The 17,248-nt window shown below is 63.1% G+C and carries 17 protein-coding genes; 6 read left to right on the forward strand and 11 right to left on the reverse strand.

Features of this window, described 5'->3' with window-relative positions; genetic code table 11:
- Positions 1 to 3 precede the first annotated feature (3 nt).
- Positions 4 to 498 carry a response regulator gene (locus AC3YOG_RS11260; protein ID WP_489890541.1) on the forward strand — a complete coding sequence of 165 codons (495 nt, stop codon included), beginning with the start codon at positions 4 to 6 and terminating at the stop codon, positions 496 to 498.
- 13 nt (positions 499 to 511) lie between these two features.
- Here the strand turns inward: AC3YOG_RS11260 and AC3YOG_RS11265 are convergent, their stop codons facing one another.
- The 5 genes from AC3YOG_RS11265 to rpiA all read right to left on the reverse strand — a co-directional run bounded on the left by AC3YOG_RS11265 (position 512) and on the right by rpiA (position 6,680).
- The gene (locus tag AC3YOG_RS11265; RefSeq protein WP_489935124.1) at positions 512 to 2,413 is read right to left on the reverse strand and encodes a PAS domain-containing protein; all 1,902 of its coding nucleotides are present in this window, start codon (positions 2,411 to 2,413) and stop codon (positions 512 to 514) included.
- Positions 2,414 to 2,515: 102 nt separating this feature from the next.
- On the reverse strand, positions 2,516 to 3,892 hold the full coding sequence (locus AC3YOG_RS11270) for a class II 3-deoxy-7-phosphoheptulonate synthase (RefSeq protein ID WP_489935125.1): 1,377 nt from the start codon (positions 3,890 to 3,892) through the stop codon (positions 2,516 to 2,518).
- Positions 3,893 to 3,967: 75 nt separating this feature from the next.
- The gene (gorA, locus tag AC3YOG_RS11275; RefSeq protein ID WP_489935126.1) at positions 3,968 to 5,341 is read right to left on the reverse strand and encodes a glutathione-disulfide reductase; all 1,374 of its coding nucleotides are present in this window, start codon (positions 5,339 to 5,341) and stop codon (positions 3,968 to 3,970) included.
- 90 nt (positions 5,342 to 5,431) lie between these two features.
- Entirely contained in the window at positions 5,432 to 5,935 is a 504-nt protein-coding gene (locus AC3YOG_RS11280) for a DUF2059 domain-containing protein (protein ID WP_164854754.1), read from the reverse strand.
- Between the two features lie 46 nt (positions 5,936 to 5,981).
- Positions 5,982 to 6,680 carry a ribose-5-phosphate isomerase RpiA gene (gene rpiA, locus AC3YOG_RS11285; RefSeq protein ID WP_489935127.1) on the reverse strand — a complete coding sequence of 233 codons (699 nt, stop codon included), beginning with the start codon at positions 6,678 to 6,680 and terminating at the stop codon, positions 5,982 to 5,984.
- Positions 6,681 to 6,835: 155 nt separating this feature from the next.
- Here rpiA and moaA point away from each other — a divergent pair, with 155 nt between their 5' ends.
- Positions 6,836 to 7,849, forward strand: a complete 1,014-nt coding sequence (gene moaA, locus AC3YOG_RS11290; protein ID WP_489935128.1) for a GTP 3',8-cyclase MoaA — start codon at positions 6,836 to 6,838, stop codon at positions 7,847 to 7,849.
- On the opposite strand, the gene AC3YOG_RS11295 is transcribed toward moaA, so the two are convergent.
- The 3 genes from AC3YOG_RS11295 to AC3YOG_RS11305 all read right to left on the reverse strand — a co-directional run bounded on the left by AC3YOG_RS11295 (position 7,836) and on the right by AC3YOG_RS11305 (position 9,370).
- Entirely contained in the window at positions 7,836 to 8,240 is a 405-nt protein-coding gene (locus tag AC3YOG_RS11295; RefSeq protein ID WP_489935129.1) for a VOC family protein, read from the reverse strand. The genes moaA and AC3YOG_RS11295 overlap by 14 nt on opposite strands.
- A 2-nt stretch (positions 8,241 to 8,242) precedes the next feature.
- The gene (locus AC3YOG_RS11300; RefSeq protein ID WP_489935275.1) at positions 8,243 to 8,722 is read right to left on the reverse strand and encodes an Lrp/AsnC family transcriptional regulator; all 480 of its coding nucleotides are present in this window, start codon (positions 8,720 to 8,722) and stop codon (positions 8,243 to 8,245) included.
- A 126-nt stretch (positions 8,723 to 8,848) separates the two neighbouring features.
- Positions 8,849 to 9,370, reverse strand: coding sequence for a thermonuclease family protein (locus AC3YOG_RS11305; RefSeq protein WP_489935130.1), 522 nt, complete (start codon positions 9,368 to 9,370; stop codon positions 8,849 to 8,851).
- 125 nt (positions 9,371 to 9,495) lie between these two features.
- Here AC3YOG_RS11305 and AC3YOG_RS11310 point away from each other — a divergent pair, with 125 nt between their 5' ends.
- Positions 9,496 to 11,022 (forward strand): sensor histidine kinase, encoded by a 1,527-nt coding sequence (locus tag AC3YOG_RS11310; RefSeq protein ID WP_248306941.1) that lies wholly within the window; start codon positions 9,496 to 9,498, stop codon positions 11,020 to 11,022.
- Positions 11,023 to 11,044: 22 nt separating this feature from the next.
- Here AC3YOG_RS11310 and cobT read toward each other — a convergent pair whose 3' ends face one another.
- Positions 11,045 to 12,061, reverse strand: a complete 1,017-nt coding sequence (gene cobT, locus AC3YOG_RS11315; RefSeq protein ID WP_489935131.1) for a nicotinate-nucleotide--dimethylbenzimidazole phosphoribosyltransferase — start codon at positions 12,059 to 12,061, stop codon at positions 11,045 to 11,047.
- A gap of 59 nt (positions 12,062 to 12,120) precedes the next feature.
- Between cobT and AC3YOG_RS11320 the strand changes: the two genes are divergently transcribed.
- Together AC3YOG_RS11320 and AC3YOG_RS11325 are read left to right on the forward strand one after the other, a co-directional pair.
- Complete coding sequence (locus AC3YOG_RS11320) at positions 12,121 to 12,927, forward strand: adenosylcobinamide-GDP ribazoletransferase (protein ID WP_489935132.1); 807 nt, start codon at positions 12,121 to 12,123, stop codon at positions 12,925 to 12,927.
- 64 nt (positions 12,928 to 12,991) lie between these two features.
- Complete coding sequence (locus AC3YOG_RS11325) at positions 12,992 to 13,678, forward strand: retropepsin-like aspartic protease family protein (protein ID WP_489935133.1); 687 nt, start codon at positions 12,992 to 12,994, stop codon at positions 13,676 to 13,678.
- Here the strand turns inward: AC3YOG_RS11325 and dusA are convergent.
- Positions 13,675 to 14,712 (reverse strand): tRNA dihydrouridine(20/20a) synthase DusA, encoded by a 1,038-nt coding sequence (gene dusA / locus AC3YOG_RS11330; protein WP_489935134.1) that lies wholly within the window; start codon positions 14,710 to 14,712, stop codon positions 13,675 to 13,677. The genes AC3YOG_RS11325 and dusA overlap by 4 nt on opposite strands.
- Positions 14,713 to 14,851: 139 nt before the next feature.
- Between dusA and AC3YOG_RS11335 the strand changes: the two genes are divergently transcribed.
- Positions 14,852 to 16,243, forward strand: a complete 1,392-nt coding sequence (locus AC3YOG_RS11335) for an FGGY-family carbohydrate kinase (RefSeq protein WP_489935135.1) — start codon at positions 14,852 to 14,854, stop codon at positions 16,241 to 16,243.
- Here AC3YOG_RS11335 and AC3YOG_RS11340 read toward each other — a convergent pair.
- On the reverse strand, positions 16,227 to 17,141 hold the full coding sequence (locus tag AC3YOG_RS11340) for a DMT family transporter (protein WP_489890328.1): 915 nt from the start codon (positions 17,139 to 17,141) through the stop codon (positions 16,227 to 16,229). The genes AC3YOG_RS11335 and AC3YOG_RS11340 overlap by 17 nt on opposite strands.
- Positions 17,142 to 17,248: the final 107 nt, after the last annotated feature.

Below are 17,248 nucleotides of genomic sequence, written 5' to 3' on the forward strand. Positions count from 1 at the left end.
CCAATCACGGCGCAACCGAAGCCGGTCGAGCGAGTTGCCCTCCAGTACCCGACGAGAGTTTGCGTGATGAGTTGCAGAATACTGGTAGTTGAAGACGAGATCTTCGTTGCCACCGAAATCGAGCATGTCATCGCGGAAATGGGGCACCAGCCGGTGGGCATTGCTGCCGACCAGCGTACGGCCCTTAGCCTCGCGGCAACGACTGACGTTGCCCTCGTGGACCTCAATCTTGAGGATGGTCCTACCGGGGCGGCCATTGGCCGGGCTCTCAGCCAAACTCATGGCGTCACCGTACTGTTCATGACGGCCAACCCTTCGCAGCTTGGCACCGGCATTCCCGGCACTCTGGGCGTATTGCCCAAGCCGGTCACGGATAAGGAACTACGGGACGCTGTCGGGTATGCCGTGGCTCGGCGCCAGGCGCAGGAAGCTGCCCCGCCCCGTCGTTTACAGCTGTTTGATTGGCTCGACCCAACGCCCGAGCCTACGAAGTGCTGACCAAGCCGTTGCTCTAGCTCTGCAACCGCCCGGAGCGGCGCAGAGCCGTAGCAGGAAGGTCGACCTCGACCCTCAGCCCGTCCGCTTCCCAGATCCGCTCGACCTTGCCACGCATCTGGCCTTCCACGCTCAGGCTCACGAGGCGTGAGCCGAAACCTTCCAGTCGCCTCGCGCCATCAAGAACCGGACCGCCCCGCTCCTTCCAGGAGAGATGGTAGCCATCCTCGCTTACCCGGCCTTCCAGCACCACCTCCCCATCGGCAACGCTCAGCGCGCCGTATTTGGCGGCATTGGTGCCCAGCTCATGGAACAGGAGTGCAAGTGGAGTAGCCGCGCCATCATCGATCGGAGCGTCCTCACCGCGGAAGCTGACCCGCGCGGTACCCTCCCGGTGGTAGGCTTTCAGGAGGCGCTCGATCAAGGCCCAGAGTGAGCCCTGGTGTTCGGTGTCCTGTAAGCGGGCAGCATGGGGCCGGACAAAATCATGCGCCTCGCTCAGAGCGAAGATGCGCTGGCGCAGCTGATCGGCAAAGGGCTTGATCTCCGGCTGGCTGCGCGCCGACAGGCTGATGATGCCGGTCAATACCGCAAAGATGTTCTTGATTCGATGGCTCAGCTCCTGCGCCACCAGGTCCCGCTCGGTCGCTGCAAGCTTGGTCTCATGGATATCGGTGAGGGTGCCGAACCAGCGTATGATACGGTCCTGGCTATCACGGATCGGCAGCGCCAAACCCAAGGTCCAGCGGTACTCGCCGGTATGATGCCGCAGTCGGTACTCGATCTGGTATGGCTCGCCCGTTTCCAGGGAGTTGCGCCAGATCGCCCAGGCTCTCTGCTGATCATCGGGGTGAAACAGGTTGTTCCAACCTTCCCCATCAGTGGACCCTTGCGGCACTCCAGTGAACTGGTACCAGCGGTCATTGTAATAGTCGTGAAAGCCGTCAGGCAGGGTCGACCACACCATCTGTGGCATGGCATTGGTCAGGGTGCGGAAGCGCAGCTCGCTTTCCGCCAGCGCGTCCGACGCACGGCGCTGCTCGGTGACATCCACCACGACCCCGGGGAAGCGGATGGCATTGCCATCGTCGCCCAAACGCGTACGCCCCGAGGCGATAACCCACCTTATCGTCCCATCAGGTCCAAGCAGGCGATATTGCGAGCGGAAGGGTGAGCCGTCTGCCAAGGCCGCCCTGATCTCGACGCCGACCCGTTCCACGTCCTCGGGGTGAATGGCCTGCATGAAGCCTTCAAGCGCGATCCCGGTCTTGGCCGTGGCCGCATCGAGATTATACATGGTGGCGAATTTTTCGTCGGCGGTGACGCTGTTGGCCACAATGTCCCAATCCCAGGTTCCCACCAGGGTTGAGCTGTTCAAGGCAAGCGACAGTCGCTCCTCGCTGCGAGCCACGGCACGCTCCGCCAGCACTCGGGTGGTCGTTTCCTGAACAATGCAAAGCACCGCCAAAGGGGTGCCGTCTTCCGCCAGCACAGGGCTATAATGAAGGTCCAGCCACACCGCTTCAGGCGTGCCGTTGCGATTGAGGAGAAGTTCCTGCTCCTCGAGATGCAGGGTTTCCCCGCGCAGTCCCAAGTCAATCTTGTGGCGGTTGAACTCGGCAATTTCAGGCCAGGCTTGTTCGGCGGGAAGTCCGAAGATGTGTGGGTGCCGTTCGCCGGCGAACACCGCATAGGCGTTGTTGTAGATCAGGATGCCCTGAGAGCCGATCAGCATGGCCATTGGGGTGGAGGTCGCGAGCATGACCCGGACTGCCCCCTTTAGGCTTTCCGGCCAAGCTGGAATTGGACCCAGCGGGTTGGAAGCCCAATCATAATGATTGATCAGTTTGATCGTCGGGTCCAGTTCGAGGCGGGCGCGCACCTCTGGCGTTGCCGCAGGGAACAGGGATCTTGGCATGAACGACTTTCAGCAGGGTCAGCGAAGCGCTGGCATAGGACAGCAAGCCTGCCCGCCGATCAACACCTGCTCGGTGACGATCGTCGGGTGATCACGCGGCTGTTACTCGCCCGCGAGTGCGTGCTGGCGCGGCGGCTTTTGCGCGTGCACTTCTTCAGCGACCAGGAACGCCAGTTCAAGCGCTTGGCTGGCATTGAGGCGAGGGTCGCAATAGGTGTGGTAGCGGTCCGAGAGCGAGGCTTCGGTGACGGCAGAAACACCGCCCACACATTCGGTCACATCATCTCCCGTCATTTCGATGTGGACGCCGCCGGCATAGGTGCCCATCTCGCGATGCACTTCGAAGAAGGAGCGAACTTCCGAAAGGACACGGTCGAACGGCCGGGTCTTATAACCGGTTGAGGCCTTGATGGTGTTGCCGTGCATCGGGTCACAACACCAAACAACGGTACGCCCGGCGCGCTGCACGGTTTCGATCAGCCGCGGCAGATGCTCATGCACCTTCTCGGCGCCAAAACGGCAGATCAGCGTGATGCGGCCAGCCTCATCGGTCGGGTTCAAGCGATCGAGCAGCCGCAGCAGGTCTTCGCTCGAGAGCGATGGGCCGCACTTGATGCCGATCGGGTTGTGGATGCCGGCGAAATATTCCACATGGGCGCCATCGGGCTGCCGGGTGCGATCGCCGATCCAGAGCATGTGACCCGACGTGGCGTACCAGTCATTGGTAATGGAATCGCGGCGGGTCAGCGCTTCTTCATAACCAAGGAGAAGCGCTTCATGGCTGGTGAAGAAACTGGTCTGACGCAAGGCCGGGGTATTGTCCGGGTTAAGGCCGAGCGCGGCCATGAAGGTGATGGCGTCGTCGATCTTGCGCGCTACTTCCTCGTAGCGCGGATACCAGTTCGAGCCCTTCATGAACCCGACGGTCCATTCATGGATGCGGGTCAGTTCGGCATAGCCGCCCGAGGCAAAGGCACGCAGCAGGTTCAGCGTTGCCGCCGATTGCCGATAAGCCTGCAGCATGCGATCGGGGTCGGGTAGGCGGGCCCCTTCGGTGAACTCGATGGCGTTGATGATATCGCCGCGATAAGAGGGCAGTTCCACCTCATCGATCACTTCAGTATCGGCAGACCGGGGCTTGGCGAACTGGCCGGCAACGCGCCCGACCTTGACCACGGGTTTGGAGGCGCCATGGGTGAGCACCACGGCCATCTGGAGAAACACGCGGAAGAAATCGCGGATATGGTCGGCGCCGTGCTCGGCAAAGCTTTCGGCACAGTCCCCGCCTTGGAGCAGGAAAGCTTCGCCGCGCGCGACTGCCGCGAGCTTGGTCTTGAGGTCCCGTGCCTCGCCGGCAAATACCAGCGGCGGAAAGGTCGCCAACTGGCGCTCGGCTTCGGCCAGGGCAACCGGATCGGGATAGGCGGGCACCTGCAGGATGGGCTTGTCGCGCCAGCTGCTGGGGGTCCAAGTGGTCATGGGTTGTCTCGCTTTCCCGCTATCCCGATAGGGGCGGTCTACCAAGGCCACGCCGGCCTGCCAAGCCTTATCGGCTCAGACCTTGGCGCCGTCCCGGTAAACATAGGTCGGGCCCTTGAAGGTCACCAATTCTTCGGCCGCGGTGGGATGAACGGCAATGGCCCCGTCGAAGTCGGCCTTGCTGGCGCCCATGCTCATCGGAATGGCCACAAGCTGAATCATCTCCCCTGCCCCCGGCCCCAGAATGTGGCAGCCCAGCACCTTGCCACCATCGGCCTCGGTGATGAGCTTGAGGATCATGCGCTCGGTCCGCGTCGAGAGACTGTTCATCATCGGGCGGAAGCGCGCGATATAAACGTCGATATCGCCATGGGTCGCCGCTTCAGCCTCGGTCAGGCCAATGGCGCCGAGTTCCGGCTCGCTGAAAACCGCCGTCGGAATCAGGGAATGATCCACGGCCATGGGATTGTTGTTGAACACGGTCTCGGCAAAATACCAGCCTTCGCGGATCGCAACCGGCGTCAGCGCCGCCCGCCCGGTCACGTCGCCCACAGCATAGATGGATGGGCAGGACGAGCGCGAATATTCGTCCACCGCAATGGCGCCGCCAGCGGTCAGCTCGACACCGGTCGTTTCGAGACCCAGCCCCTCGACATTGGGCCGCCGACCCACAGCAAACATCACCGCGCCATAGGGCGCCGTCACCCCGTCGCTGAAGGTCGCCGCAATATTGTCCCCCTGCTGCACCAGCGATTTGATCGTGGTCTGGTAAATCAGCCGGATGCCGCGCTCCTGCAGTCCGGCCTCCAACCCGCGCCGCAGGTCGTCGTCAAAGCCGCGCATCACGCAATCGCCGCGATAAACAATGCTGGTGTTGACGCCAAGTCCGGCAAAGATGGTGGCAAATTCCACGGCGATATAGCCGCCGCCTGCGATCAGGATCGAATGGGGCAAGCGCGGCAGGTCGAAGACTTCGTTGGAGGTGATGGCGAGCTCGGCGCCTGGAATATCGGGAACAATGGGCTGCCCGCCGGTGGCAACAAGGATATGGCGCGCCTGCAGATCGCGATTGGACCTCAGCAGATGCACGCCACTGGGCCCGGTCACCACCGCCCGATCCTTGATCACCTCGACGCCGGGGTTTTCCAGATTGGTGGTGTAGGCGTGCTCGAGGCGGCTGATTTCCTTTTCCTTGGCAGCCACAAGCGTGGGCCAATCAAAGGAAGCATCCACCTGCCAGCCAAAGCTGGAGGCGATGTCGAACAGCTCGTTGAAGCGGCTGGCATAGACATAGAGCTTTTTGGGTACGCAGCCCCGGATCACGCAGGTCCCGCCAACGCGGAATTCTTCGATGATAGCGGTTCGCGCGCCATAGCTGGCGGCCATCCGTGCGGCGCGGACGCCGCCGGAGCCCCCGCCGATCACGACCAGATCATATGCTTCGCTCATTGCAACGCCCCACAAGTACCGCCCCTAAATATGGAGCGGCGCATTGCATACAAAAAGACCCCGCACAAGGCGGGGTCATATGCGTCTGGATCAGATCTCGACGCCATTGGCGCGAAGCTCGCTTCGCACCTTGGCGAAGAACTCACGCTGCACATTGTTGGTGAACACCATCAAGACCCGTTGCAGGTCGGTATTCAGTTCTGAATTGGCTTGCGCCAGCTTCTGGCCGACTGGCGATTCGTAGAAGGCGACGATCTGCTGCAAGTCTTCGTTGGTGAAGCGCACCGCATAAACGCGGGCAAACTGGTCCATCAGTTCGCCCTTGCGGCCCTTGTACTCCTCCAACACCTTCGAAATGGCCTTGTCGGTGGCGTCGACCAGTTCTGGGTTCTGCTGGATGATCTGGCGCATGGTCTGCACGCCAGTTTCGACCAGGGTCACTTCATAGATAGCGGAGCGGTCCGTCAGTTCCACATATTTGCGCGCCAGCGCCAGTTGCTCAGGCGGCACTTCCTGGGCCATGGCGGGAGCGGCCAGAGCAAACAGCCCGGCGCTGAGTGTCACCGCGAGCAGCGCTTTAGCGCGCCCAGTCAAACCCCGTTTCGTCGAAAATGCCATCCTGATCGAACCTCGCTGTTGGTCAGTCCCCGCGCTGCATGGTTCTTACGCCATCCGGCGTCGCCACATAAGCGGTTTTGCACATGTTAAGAAAAAGCCCATGCTGCACCACCCCTGGTATGTCAAGGAGATCGCGCGACAGCGCTTCTGGCGTCGAAATGCGGCCAAAACAAGCATCAACGATCAGGTGACCGCCATCCGTATGGTAGGCCTGACCGTCGGCAGTACGGCGCAGCTTGGCTTGGACCTCGGCGCCATGGGCAGTCATTACGGCGTCGAGGGCTCGCATGGTGGCGCCAAAACCAAAGGCGTTGACCTCCACCGGAAGTGCAAACCTGCCCAATTGCTCCACGACCTTGGAGCCATCGGCAATCACGATCATTGCATCCGAGGCCGCCGCTACGATCTTTTCGCGCAGCAACGCCCCGCCGGCGCCCTTGATCAAATTGAGGTGGGGGTCGATCTCGTCGGCACCGTCGACGGTGAGGTCAAGGCGATCGAGATGATCAAGGTCGCTGAGCGCGATGCCGAGGCCCATCGCCTGCTCGGCGGTGCGCTCCGAAGTGGGCACGCAGATGCACTCGAAACCCTGGGCCACTTTCTCGCCGAGCAGATCAACAAAGTGCCAAGCGGTCGAACCGGTGCCCAGGCCGAGCCGCATGCCGGGTTGAACCTGCGACAAGGCCATGCGAGCCGCTTCTCGTTTCAGATCATCGCTCACCGGCACATCCCCTGCTTTTGCGGCGGTGATGCCGGGCAATACTGCCCCGTGTCAACCCAGACCAAAGCAGGTCGCCAGAGGGATCAATGCTGCGGCCCAAGCAATTCCGGGCGAGCACGCTTTGAAATGAGCGCGAAGACGATTAGGTTGGCGCCATGACCAGCCCCGTCTCCGTTGCGCGACCGCTTGTTGATCGCTTCGGCCGCCATATTTCCTATTTGCGCATCTCGGTCACGGACCGGTGCGATTTCCGCTGCGTTTATTGCATGGCGGAAAACATGACCTTCCTGCCCAAGCGGGAAGTGCTGAGCTTTGAGGAAATCGAGACCATTGCCGCCGCTTTCGTGCAACGCGGCGTCACCAAGCTGCGCCTGACGGGCGGCGAACCCCTGGTGCGGCGCGACATTCTTGATCTGGTGCGCAGCCTGGCCCGACATCTCGAGCATGGCCTTGAAGAGCTGACCATGACCACCAATGGCAGTCAGCTCAGCCGTTTTGCCGGCGACCTCTTCAAGGCGGGCATGCGGCGGATCAATGTGTCCCTCGATACCCTTGATCCGGACCGCTTTGCGCAAATCACTCGCCGCGGCCGGATGGCCGATGTGATGGCCGGCATTGACGCCGCGCAAGCGGCGGGCCTGCAGATCAAGATCAACATGGTGGCGATGCGCGGCGTCAACGAAGACGAGATCGAGCCCATGATGGAGTGGGCGCATGGCCGGGGCATGGGCCTGACACTGATCGAAGGCATGCCATTGGGGGAAGTTGGGCTCGACAGGGTCGACAGCTATCTGCCCCTGCGTGAGCTACGCGACCGGCTGGCTCGCCGCTGGACCTTGAGCAAGCTCGACCAGCGTACCGGTGGCCCCGCCCGCTATCTGCATGTCGCTGAAACTGGGGGCGTTCTGGGCTTCATCACCCCGATGAGCCACAATTTCTGCGAAAGCTGCAACCGCGTGCGCCTGACCGCGACGGGCCAGCTGTTCTTGTGCCTGGGACAGGAAGATCAGGTTAATCTGCGCGAAGCGCTGCGCGAGGGCGGTGCTGAAGCGCTCGATGCCGCACTGGACCATGCCATGCTGATCAAGCCCAAGGGCCATGACTTCGTCATTGACCGGGCCCGGCCCGAACCGGCGCTGGGGCGGCACATGTCGGTTACGGGCGGCTAGCCGCCCGTTCCGCGAGTTCGACGATGATCCCATCGGGATCACGGCAGAACGCCACCCGCTTGAACACGTCCTGATTATGCGCGAGCCGCGGGCGCTCGATGATCTCGATCCCCTCCTGTTCGAGCCGTTGCACCACCGGATCGATGTCGGAAAAGGCAAAGGTCATGTGGCGCATACCAGCCGTTTGCGGCGGCACATCTCGGGCTCGGGTCACCGGCTCGGCCGGCGCGAAGATTTCAAGCATGCCGCCGCCGGCATCGAGGAACGCTACTTCGCCTGAGGACGCCGACTTGCGCAGATGCACGCGCAATCCCAGCAGATCGCAATAGAACCAGACGGTGCGATCAAGATCGCCCGACGTCATGCCGATATGTTCAAACCCCTCAAGCATGGCTATTTGTCATCGTCGACAACAAGGGCAAAGTCCAGCGGCAAGGCCGTCGTGTACTTGATCTGCTCCATGGCAAAGCTCGAGCTCACATCGGTCAAGGCGATCTTGGTGATAAGCTTTTTGTAGAAGGTGTCGTAGGCGGCAATATCGGGAACCACGATGCGCAGGAGATAATCGATGTCCCCGCTCATGCGATAGAACTCGACCACTTCGGCAAAGTCTTCCACCACCGCTGCGAATTTGCGCAGCCAGCCCTCGCTGTGCTCATTGGTCTTTACCGACACGAACACTGTGACACCGGCATTGACCTTTGCGGGATCAAGTACGGCGACGCGCCGCTTAATCACACCTTCCTCTTCCATTTTCTGGATGCGGCGCCAGCATGGGGTGGTGGACAGCCCTACTTTGCGGCCGATCTCGGCGACGGGCATGGTCGCGTCTTTCTGCAGCAAGGTCAGTATTTTACGATCGATCTTGTCCAGTGCCATGTCGCCCCCGCGAAAACCTATTCCAGCATGGGCCGCTTTGCCGACCCAATTTAGGTTATTAACTGCCACATCCCGGCGGCCCTCGCAATAATCTTGCGTACCAGTGGGCCTGCTGCCCTTCTAGAAGAAGGGGAGCCAGTCCCAGACGGCTTCAGGGCGATCCTGCTGGTCGCGCCATTCGCGCGGCGGCACAAATGACCCCGCCCAAATTCCTCGGCTCGCCGATCGAGCCGCGCTTTGCTGGCGGTCGTAATCACCAGAAGACAGGGCCCAACCTTCAGCGACGAGGGTGGCGCCCAGATCCTCATCACCAATGGCGCATCGCGCCAACAATCGATCATACTTGTCGCGCCCCTCGGGGCGGCAGTCGAGCTCACCGGAGCGTAGCAGTTCGGCCATGCGATCGCGTGCCGCCTGCCCGCAAGGCCAGTTCTCCCCCGCGCGAAGGCAGGTCTGGCTCAGTTCCGGGGCATCAACGCCGAGAAGGCGCACGCGTTGATCACCCAGGCGGAAGCTGTCGCCATCGCTGGCGCGCCCTGCCCCGCTGACAGGTGGGAGTTCCGGCTCCAGCCATGCCGCCAGCACGGCCACTAGGGCCAAAATCACCACAGCGAGGAGCGAGCCGCGTCGTCCGGCGAACACTCGCCTTCGCCTTAGATATCGATTCAGGATTTCACCGCCCGTTAACTACGCCATCGCTACTGTTCAGCTGTGAGCGTAGCGAATGCGTTTCTGGTTCGCATCACTTAGTACCGAGTAAGAGTTCAATGCCGTCCTGGGCCACGATCGACGCTGACGTCCGCTCGCTTATGGGGCGTGACACCAAGCGCAACGCACAAAAAACCGTGCTGGATGCGCGCCAACGCCTGACGTCCAGTTCGGGCACTCGCGCAGCGTTCGACTTCGAGCTGCTGCATGACTATGCCAGCGCCCGGCTTGCTGCGGCATTGCCAATGGCCGCCATCGTGGTCATCCTGTCCTTTGTCTCCAGTTTCTGGGTTCCGCCGCTCTTTGCCACCCTCTGGGCAGGGACGGTGCTGATCAGCCTTCTCGTGATCGTGCTGGTCGCGCGGCGCTTCAAGGCGAGCGATCCCGCCAAGTTCAATGCCGGTCAGTGGACGGCAAGCTTTGTCGCCTGCGAAACCGTTTATGGTTTGGCCTGGTCGCTGCTCGCCCTGTTCACCCTGGTTGCCAGCCCCGAGAGCCTGACGCCGGTGATGTTTGCCATGGTGCTGGTGAGCGTCGCGGCCAATGCCGTGGCCACCCACACCCTGCCGCCCGCCACCTTGATGAGCACGCTGCCGGTCACGCTCACCGTTTCGATCAACCTCATTGCCCTCGGCGGCACGCTCAACTTCATGCTCGCGGCCGTTGCGGTGTGTGGCGAGGTTTTCTTTGTTTATCTCGCGCGCCAGCTGCACGCGTCCGAACTCGAGACCGTCACCCACCAGGCGGAAAAAGACACGCTGATCGGCGAACTCGAAGAAGCCCGGCACATGTCCGATGAAGCACGGCGCCATGCCGAGCAGGCCAATATCGCCAAGTCGCAGTTTCTTGCCACGATGAGTCACGAGCTGCGCACGCCGCTCAACGCCATTATCGGCTTTTCCGAAGTGCTGCAGTCCGAATTGCTGGGCCCCCATCAGGTGCCGCAATACAAGGAATATGCCGGCGACATTCACGCCAGCGGCCAGCACCTGCTCAATCTCATCAACGAGCTGCTCGATCTCAGCCGCATCGAGGCGGGCAAATACGAGCTCAACGAGGAAATCGTCTCGCTGGTCGATATCGCTGCCGATTGCCGCCGCATGATGGAACTGCGCGCCAAGGCCAAAGGCATCGAGCTGGTGTTCAATGTCGGCAACAACCTGCCCCGGCTGTGGGGCGATGAGCGCGCCATCCGCCAGGTGATCCTGAACCTGCTCAGCAATGCCATCAAGTTCACGCCTCAGAACGGCAAGATCACCCTCGTCGTGACGCGCAGCGGCGATGGCGGGCAGCTGATCTCGGTCAAGGACAACGGCCCCGGCATTCCCGAGGATGAGATTGCCACCGTCCTCTCCTCCTTCGGGCAGGGCTCGCTGGCGCAAAAGACTGCCGAACAAGGGGCGGGGCTTGGGCTGCCGATCGTCCAGAAGATCATGGAACTGCACCAGGGGCGCTTTGATCTCTTCTCCAAAGTGCGCTTCGGCACCGAAGTGATCGCGACCTTCCCCCGCGCCCGGGTCATGGACGCCCTAGCGCCAGTGGTGCAGAAAAAAGACCGGCTGCAGATTTATTCCGAAGCGGGCTGACCCGCTTCGGCGCCCTTGGCCCTCAGGCGCGGTCCGTGACCGCCGCGCTCTCGAACGTCGCCATGTTGTTGTGCAGGTGCAGCGCGGTCTTGGCCAGCACTGCGGCTAGGGCGGCGCCACTCCCCTCCCCCAGCCGCATCCCAAGATCGAGCAGCCCGGTTTGCCCCATGGCTTCAAGTGCCCGGCGGTGCCCCGGCTCGGCCGAAACATGGGCAAAGAGGCAATGATCGATCGCATTGGGATGCACGGCATGGGCGATCGCCGCCGCTGACGTTGCCACAAAGCCGTCCACGATCACCGGCACCTTTTGATGGCGCGCGGCAATGATCGCCCCCAGCATGGCCGCGATCTCGCGGCCGCCAAGCCGAGCGAGGATCGCCAGCGGATGATCCAGGTCGCTCTTGTGCAAAGCCAGCGCGCGGTCCACGGCATCGGCCTTGCGCGCCAAGCCGGCATCGTCCACCCCGGTGCCGCGCCCCACCCAGTCGCGCCCGCTGCCGCCGTATAGGGCCGCATAGATCGCAGCCGCCACGGTGGTGTTGCCGATGCCCATTTCCCCGATGCAGATCAGGTCGGGCTTGCCAGCGATCGCTTCCATTCCATAGGCGATGGTTGCCGCGCACATCTTGTCGTCGAGCGCCGCGGTCTGCGTGATGTCGCCCGTGGGCAGTTCCAGCGCCAGTTCGAACACGCGCAGATTGATCTCGTGCAGGGCGCAAATCTGGGAGATCGCGGCGCCCCCTTCGGTGAAATTCGCCACCATCTGCGCTGTCACTTCGCGCGGAAACGCCGATACGCCCTGGTCGGTCACCCCATGATTGCCGGCAAAGATCGTGACCATGGGGTTGTCGAGCCGCGGCTTGGCCCGCCCCTGCCAGCGCGCCAGGAACTCCACCAGCTCCTCGAGCTTGCCCATCGAGCCCGCGGGCTTGGTCAGGTGTCGCTCGCGCTCGCGCACCGCGCTCACTGCCTGCTCGTCGCCTTCCGGCAGGATCGTCAGCAGTTCGAGCACATCGGCATAGGCTGGGTGTAGGGGCATGGAGAAACCGGACAACGAGTGGTAGGGAAGGCCGGACTTCTGGCGCAGATGGGAGCGAAATGCAATTGAACGGAGCGCGACCGCGCCGCTGGCACGCCGTGCCGGCCGATCTGCTGATGGCCATCCGCTTCTTTTCGCGCCTGCCCACCGGATCTGCACCCCATGAGCTGCCACAGCTCGATCGCATGGCCCCGGTCCTGCCGCTCGCCAGCATCCTGATCGGGCTTGCACCGGCTTTCACGCTCTTTGTCGCCCCGCATTTGGGCATGCCGCCCTTGCTTGCCGCCGCTCTTGCCGTTGCCGTGCTGGTGGTTGCCGGCGGCGCCATGGCCGAGGATGCGCTGGCTGACAGTGCCGACGGGCTGTTCGGCGGCCAAACTGTCGAGCGCCGGCTCGAGATCATGAAGGATAGCCGGCACGGCACCTATGGCGTCGCTGCCCTTTGCCTTTTGCTCCTGATGCGGGTCGCGGCGCTGGCGAGCCTTGCCGCTGTCGATCCGCTTGGAGCCGCCACCCTCTGGCTAGAGGCGCAAGTGCTAGCCCGCTCGGGAGCATTGTGGCTCGCCGTGGCCCTGCCACCCGCCCGGCGCGACGGTGCCTCGGCCACGGCCGGGAGTCTCAGCGGTCCTGCGTTTGCCATAGGGCTGGCCCTCGCCCTGGTGCTGTTCACCCTCAGCACCTGGCCCTTGGGCAGCTGGCTCCCTCCCCTCCTCGCCGCGCTGCTTGCTGGCGTCGCCACCGTTGCCTGGGCGGGGCTTTGCCGGCGTTTGCTGGGCGGTCAAACCGGCGACGTCGTGGGTGGCCTCGTCGCGCTCCTCGAGATTGTGGTGCTCGCGGTTCTCGTGTGCTTTGCCGCCGGGCCTTGAAATCGCCCCCGAGTTTTCCTTTATGCTGTGAGATGATTTGCACAGCTAGGAACAGGGCGCAGGCATGATCTTTATCGGCATCGCCCTTCTGGTTGCTGTTGGCTTGGCCGCTCTCGTGAGTAGTGATGCGGGTGCCCTTCTGGGCCTCACCCAGGCGCAAACAGCTCAACTCCTGCCCCTCCTGATCCTGCTCGTTGTTTTTGCCGGCGGCGCCTTTGGCAGGCGCCGGCGCGCGTCCGAACTCTTTGGCGCCATTGGTCTATGGGTCGCGATCTTCGCAATAGCGGCAGTCTCCTATAGCTATCGCGATGAGCTGGTGGGCATTGCCGGGCGGGTCGCCGGCGAGTTGCGCCCGGGGGTTGCCGTCGTGGATGCCGAGCGTGGTACCGCCACCTTCCGGCGCGGAATGGGCGGACATTTCGAAATCGCCGCCACGATCAACGGTCACACCACCCCGATGATCTTCGATACGGGCGCCAGCGCGGTGGTCTTGACCGAAGCCGATGCGGAAGCCGCCGGTATCGACACCAGCCGGCTGCGCTATTCCATTCCCGTCGCCACCGCGAACGGCACTGGTCAGGCAGCGCGGGTGCGGCTCGATCAGATCGAAGTGGGCGGCATTGCGCGCGAGGGGGTCACGGCCTTTGTGGCCGAGCGCAATGCGCTTGAGACCAGTCTCCTGGGCATGACTTACCTCGAAACCCTGAGCCGCTACAGCGTATCTCAGAATTCGCTGGAACTGGTCGACTAGCCAGCCATCCGCAGGGCCGAAGCTTCGAGGGCATCGAGCGCGCGCAGGATGACGCCTTCGTCCGCCCCTGCCCGACAGGCATCCACACTCAGGATCTGCCGGAACTGCCGCGCCCCCGGCAGTCCATTGGCCAGGCCCAGCATATGGCGGGTCACCGCATTGACCCGCATCCCGGTGGCGCGCTCGCGGGCGGCATAGTCCGCCATTGCCTGCATTACTTCGGCAAGCCCGGGCGTCGGCTCGCTGGCGCCAAAGAAGCGTTGATCCACCTCGGCCAGCAGCATGGGCGTATGATAGGCGGCCCGCCCCAGCATCACCCCGTCGGTATGGGCCAGATGCTCTTCCGCCTGTTCCAGGGTCTCGATGCCACCATTGATCATCACCGGCAGCGGCGACAACCGCGCCCGCAGCCGATACACCCGGTCATAGTCCAGCGGTGGAATTGTGCGGTTTTCCTTGGGTGACAGCCCCTTCAGCCACGCCTTGCGGGCATGCACGTAAAGGGCGTCAACTCCTGCTTCCACCATGGCGTCGGCGAAGCGATCCAAGCCGGTTTCCGTGTCCTGATCGTCGATACCGATGCGGCACTTGACCGTCACGGGCCGATCGGTGGCATCGCGCATGGCCCGCACGCATTGCGCCACCAGTTCCGGCTCGGCCATCAGGCAGGCGCCGAACCTGCCCGATTGCACCCGGTCAGAGGGGCATCCCACATTGAGATTGATCTCGGCAAAACCTGCCGCATCCGCAAGGCGCGTCGCGGCCGCAAGCTCGTGCGGGTCCGACCCACCCAGTTGCACGGCCACCGGCTGCTCAACCGGATCGAGCCGCAAGTGCCGGCTCGCATCACCATGCACCAGCGCCGCGCTCGTCACCATCTCGGTGAACAGCAACGCGCGCTTCGTCAGCAGCCGGTGAAAATAGCGACACCTGGGGTCAGTCCATTCCATCATCGGTGCCACGGAAAAGCGGCGAGCTTCGCGCAGCGAGACGGGTTCGGTGGGGACTTGTGCTGGCGAAAGGGCAGTGTTCATGGGCCCTATTTACGCGCTTGCCCGCGTTCTTCAACCGCCAAGGGCACACCGGGCCCTCAAAACTGCGTTGCCGATCGCACCAACTAGCGCGCTTCTATCTTCTGCAGTACTGCAGAAGGGTCTGCTTGGAACTGCTGCAATGCCCGATCCTCGACTGGTAGCCGTCATCGATATTGGCAAGACCAACGCCAAATTGGTGCTGATCGACACGGTGAACGCTGCACAAGTGGCGAGCCGCAGCACGCCCAACAGCGTGGTCCGCGACGGGCCCTACCCCCATGCCGATCTGGAGCGGCTTTGGTCCTTTATCCTCGCGAGCCTTCGAGCATTGCATGCCGAGCACGGCATCGAGGGCATTTCGATCACCACGCATGGCGCGACGGCGGCCCTGCTGTCCGGGAGCGAGCTGGCCCTCCCCGTACTGGATTATGAATATGCCGGGCCCGATGCCCTCGACACCCAGTACCGGGCTATACGCCCCGGCTTTGCCGAGACATTGTCGCCCAGCCTGCCCGGCGGACTGAACCTGGGGGCGCAGCTCTTCTGGCAAGCCCGCAACTTCCCCGACGCGTTTGCCGGCGTGACCCATATCCTGCCCTATCCGCAATACTGGGCGTGGCGGCTCACCGGGGTTCTCGCCAGCGAGGTCACCTCGCTTGGCTGCCACACCGATCTGTGGGCGCCGGCGCAGGGCAAGTTCTCATCGCTGGTGACCAGCCAGGGTTGGAAAAAACTTTTCGCCCCCATCCACCCCGCTGCCAGCATTATCGGTACGATCAAGGCAGAGATCAGCGCCCAAACCGGCCTGGCCGTAGACACGCCGGTCACCTCAGGCATTCACGATTCGAACGCTTCGCTGCTGCCGCATCTCGGTCGGAAGCAGGCGCCGGTCACGATCCTTTCCACCGGCACCTGGACCATCGCCATGACCATCGGAGGCAAGACCGAAGGGTTAGACGAGCGGCGCGACAGCCTCGCTAATGTGGACGCGTTCGGCCGGCCCGTACCCACCGCCCGCTTTATGGGCGGCCGGGAATTTGACGCTCTCGTCGGTACCTATGTCGAACCCACAAGCGCCGAGCTCCATGCGGTGATCGCCGGCGACATCCAGGCCCTGCCCAGCTTTGCCCCAGGGGTTGGCCCGTTCCCGGCGGCTACGGGGCGCTGGACAACCGATCCCGACGGCTTGTCGCCGGGCGAGCGATCGGCTGCCACCGCGCTCTATCTCGCCTTGGTGACGCAGACCTGCCTTGAACTCTGCGGGCTGGGCGAGGAGATCATCATCGAGGGCCCCTTTGCGCGCAATGGGCTGTTCGCGGCGGCGCTCGCCCAGCTCACCGGCGTGCCGGTCAGTGCTTCGGCCGACAGCACTGGCACCAGTCTTGGAGCCAGCATGTTGTTTGGCGGCGCTAAGCCGGGCTCGAGCCGCGGAAAGCCCATCGCCCCCTTGGCCCTGCCCCTATTGGACGCCTATGCCGCCACCTGGCGCGAGCGAGCCATGGCGGCCCGCCCCGTCAGCGTTGCTCGGTGACGGGACCCACGGGCTTGGACAAGGCCCGCTCGCGCAGCCAGATGTAAAAGCCGCTGCCGACAACAATGGGCGCGCCAAGCAAGAACCAGATATCAGGCGGCTGGTTAAAGACGATCCAGCTCAGCGCGGCGATGAAGATGATCTGCACATAAGAGAACGGTGCGAGGGTCGAGGCCGGCGCAAAACGATGCGCCACCGTCACGAACTGGTGCCCCAGGAAACCAATCACGCCGACAGCGGCAAAAACCACCCAATCGAGCGTTGTCGTTGGCCAGATCCAATCGGCGAAGGCGAAGGGCAACAGCAAAACCACTGCCACGGCGCCGGTATAGAACTGCTGGGTTGCGGCCGAATCGACACCGGCCAGGCGCCGGGTCAGCAGCACATAAGCCCCGTAGAACCCTGCCCCGGCGAGCGACAACAGCGTGGCCGGCTGGAAGGCTTCGCTGCCGGGATGGACGATGATCAGGATGCCGATGAACCCCACGCCAATGGCGGTCCAGCGTCGCCAGCCCACCTGCTCGTGCAGAAACACGACTGAGAGCAGGCAGATGATCAGCGGTGTTGTAAAGCCGATAGCGCCGGTGACCGTCAGTGGCAGATAGCGCACCGCCGTGAAGTTACACAGGCTCGATCCGAGCAGCGCGAGTGCCCGCACGATCTGGATCCGGAGATTGGCGGTGCGCACCAGATCGCGACCACCATTGGGCAGGTTGACCGCTGAAACAATCACGAGGTGCACGAAATAGCGGGCAAAGATGATCTGCATCGCTGGCAAGCCAACCAGGCCGAGCCATTTGGCTGAGCCATCAAGGCAGGTAAACAGCAGATTGGCGCACAGCACGAGGCCGATGCCAAACAGGCGGCGCTCCTCGAGGGGAGCAATAGTCGTCGACATGGAGCGGATCCGGAGCGCCGCAGGAGAACGCGGCATCGGCAGGTTGGCCGCACCCACCGCGCCCTGTCAACCATTGATCCGGGCGCGAACAGGGCTGAAGAGTCAGC

The sequence above is a fragment of the Devosia sp. Z6_126 genome (assembly GCF_058133495.1).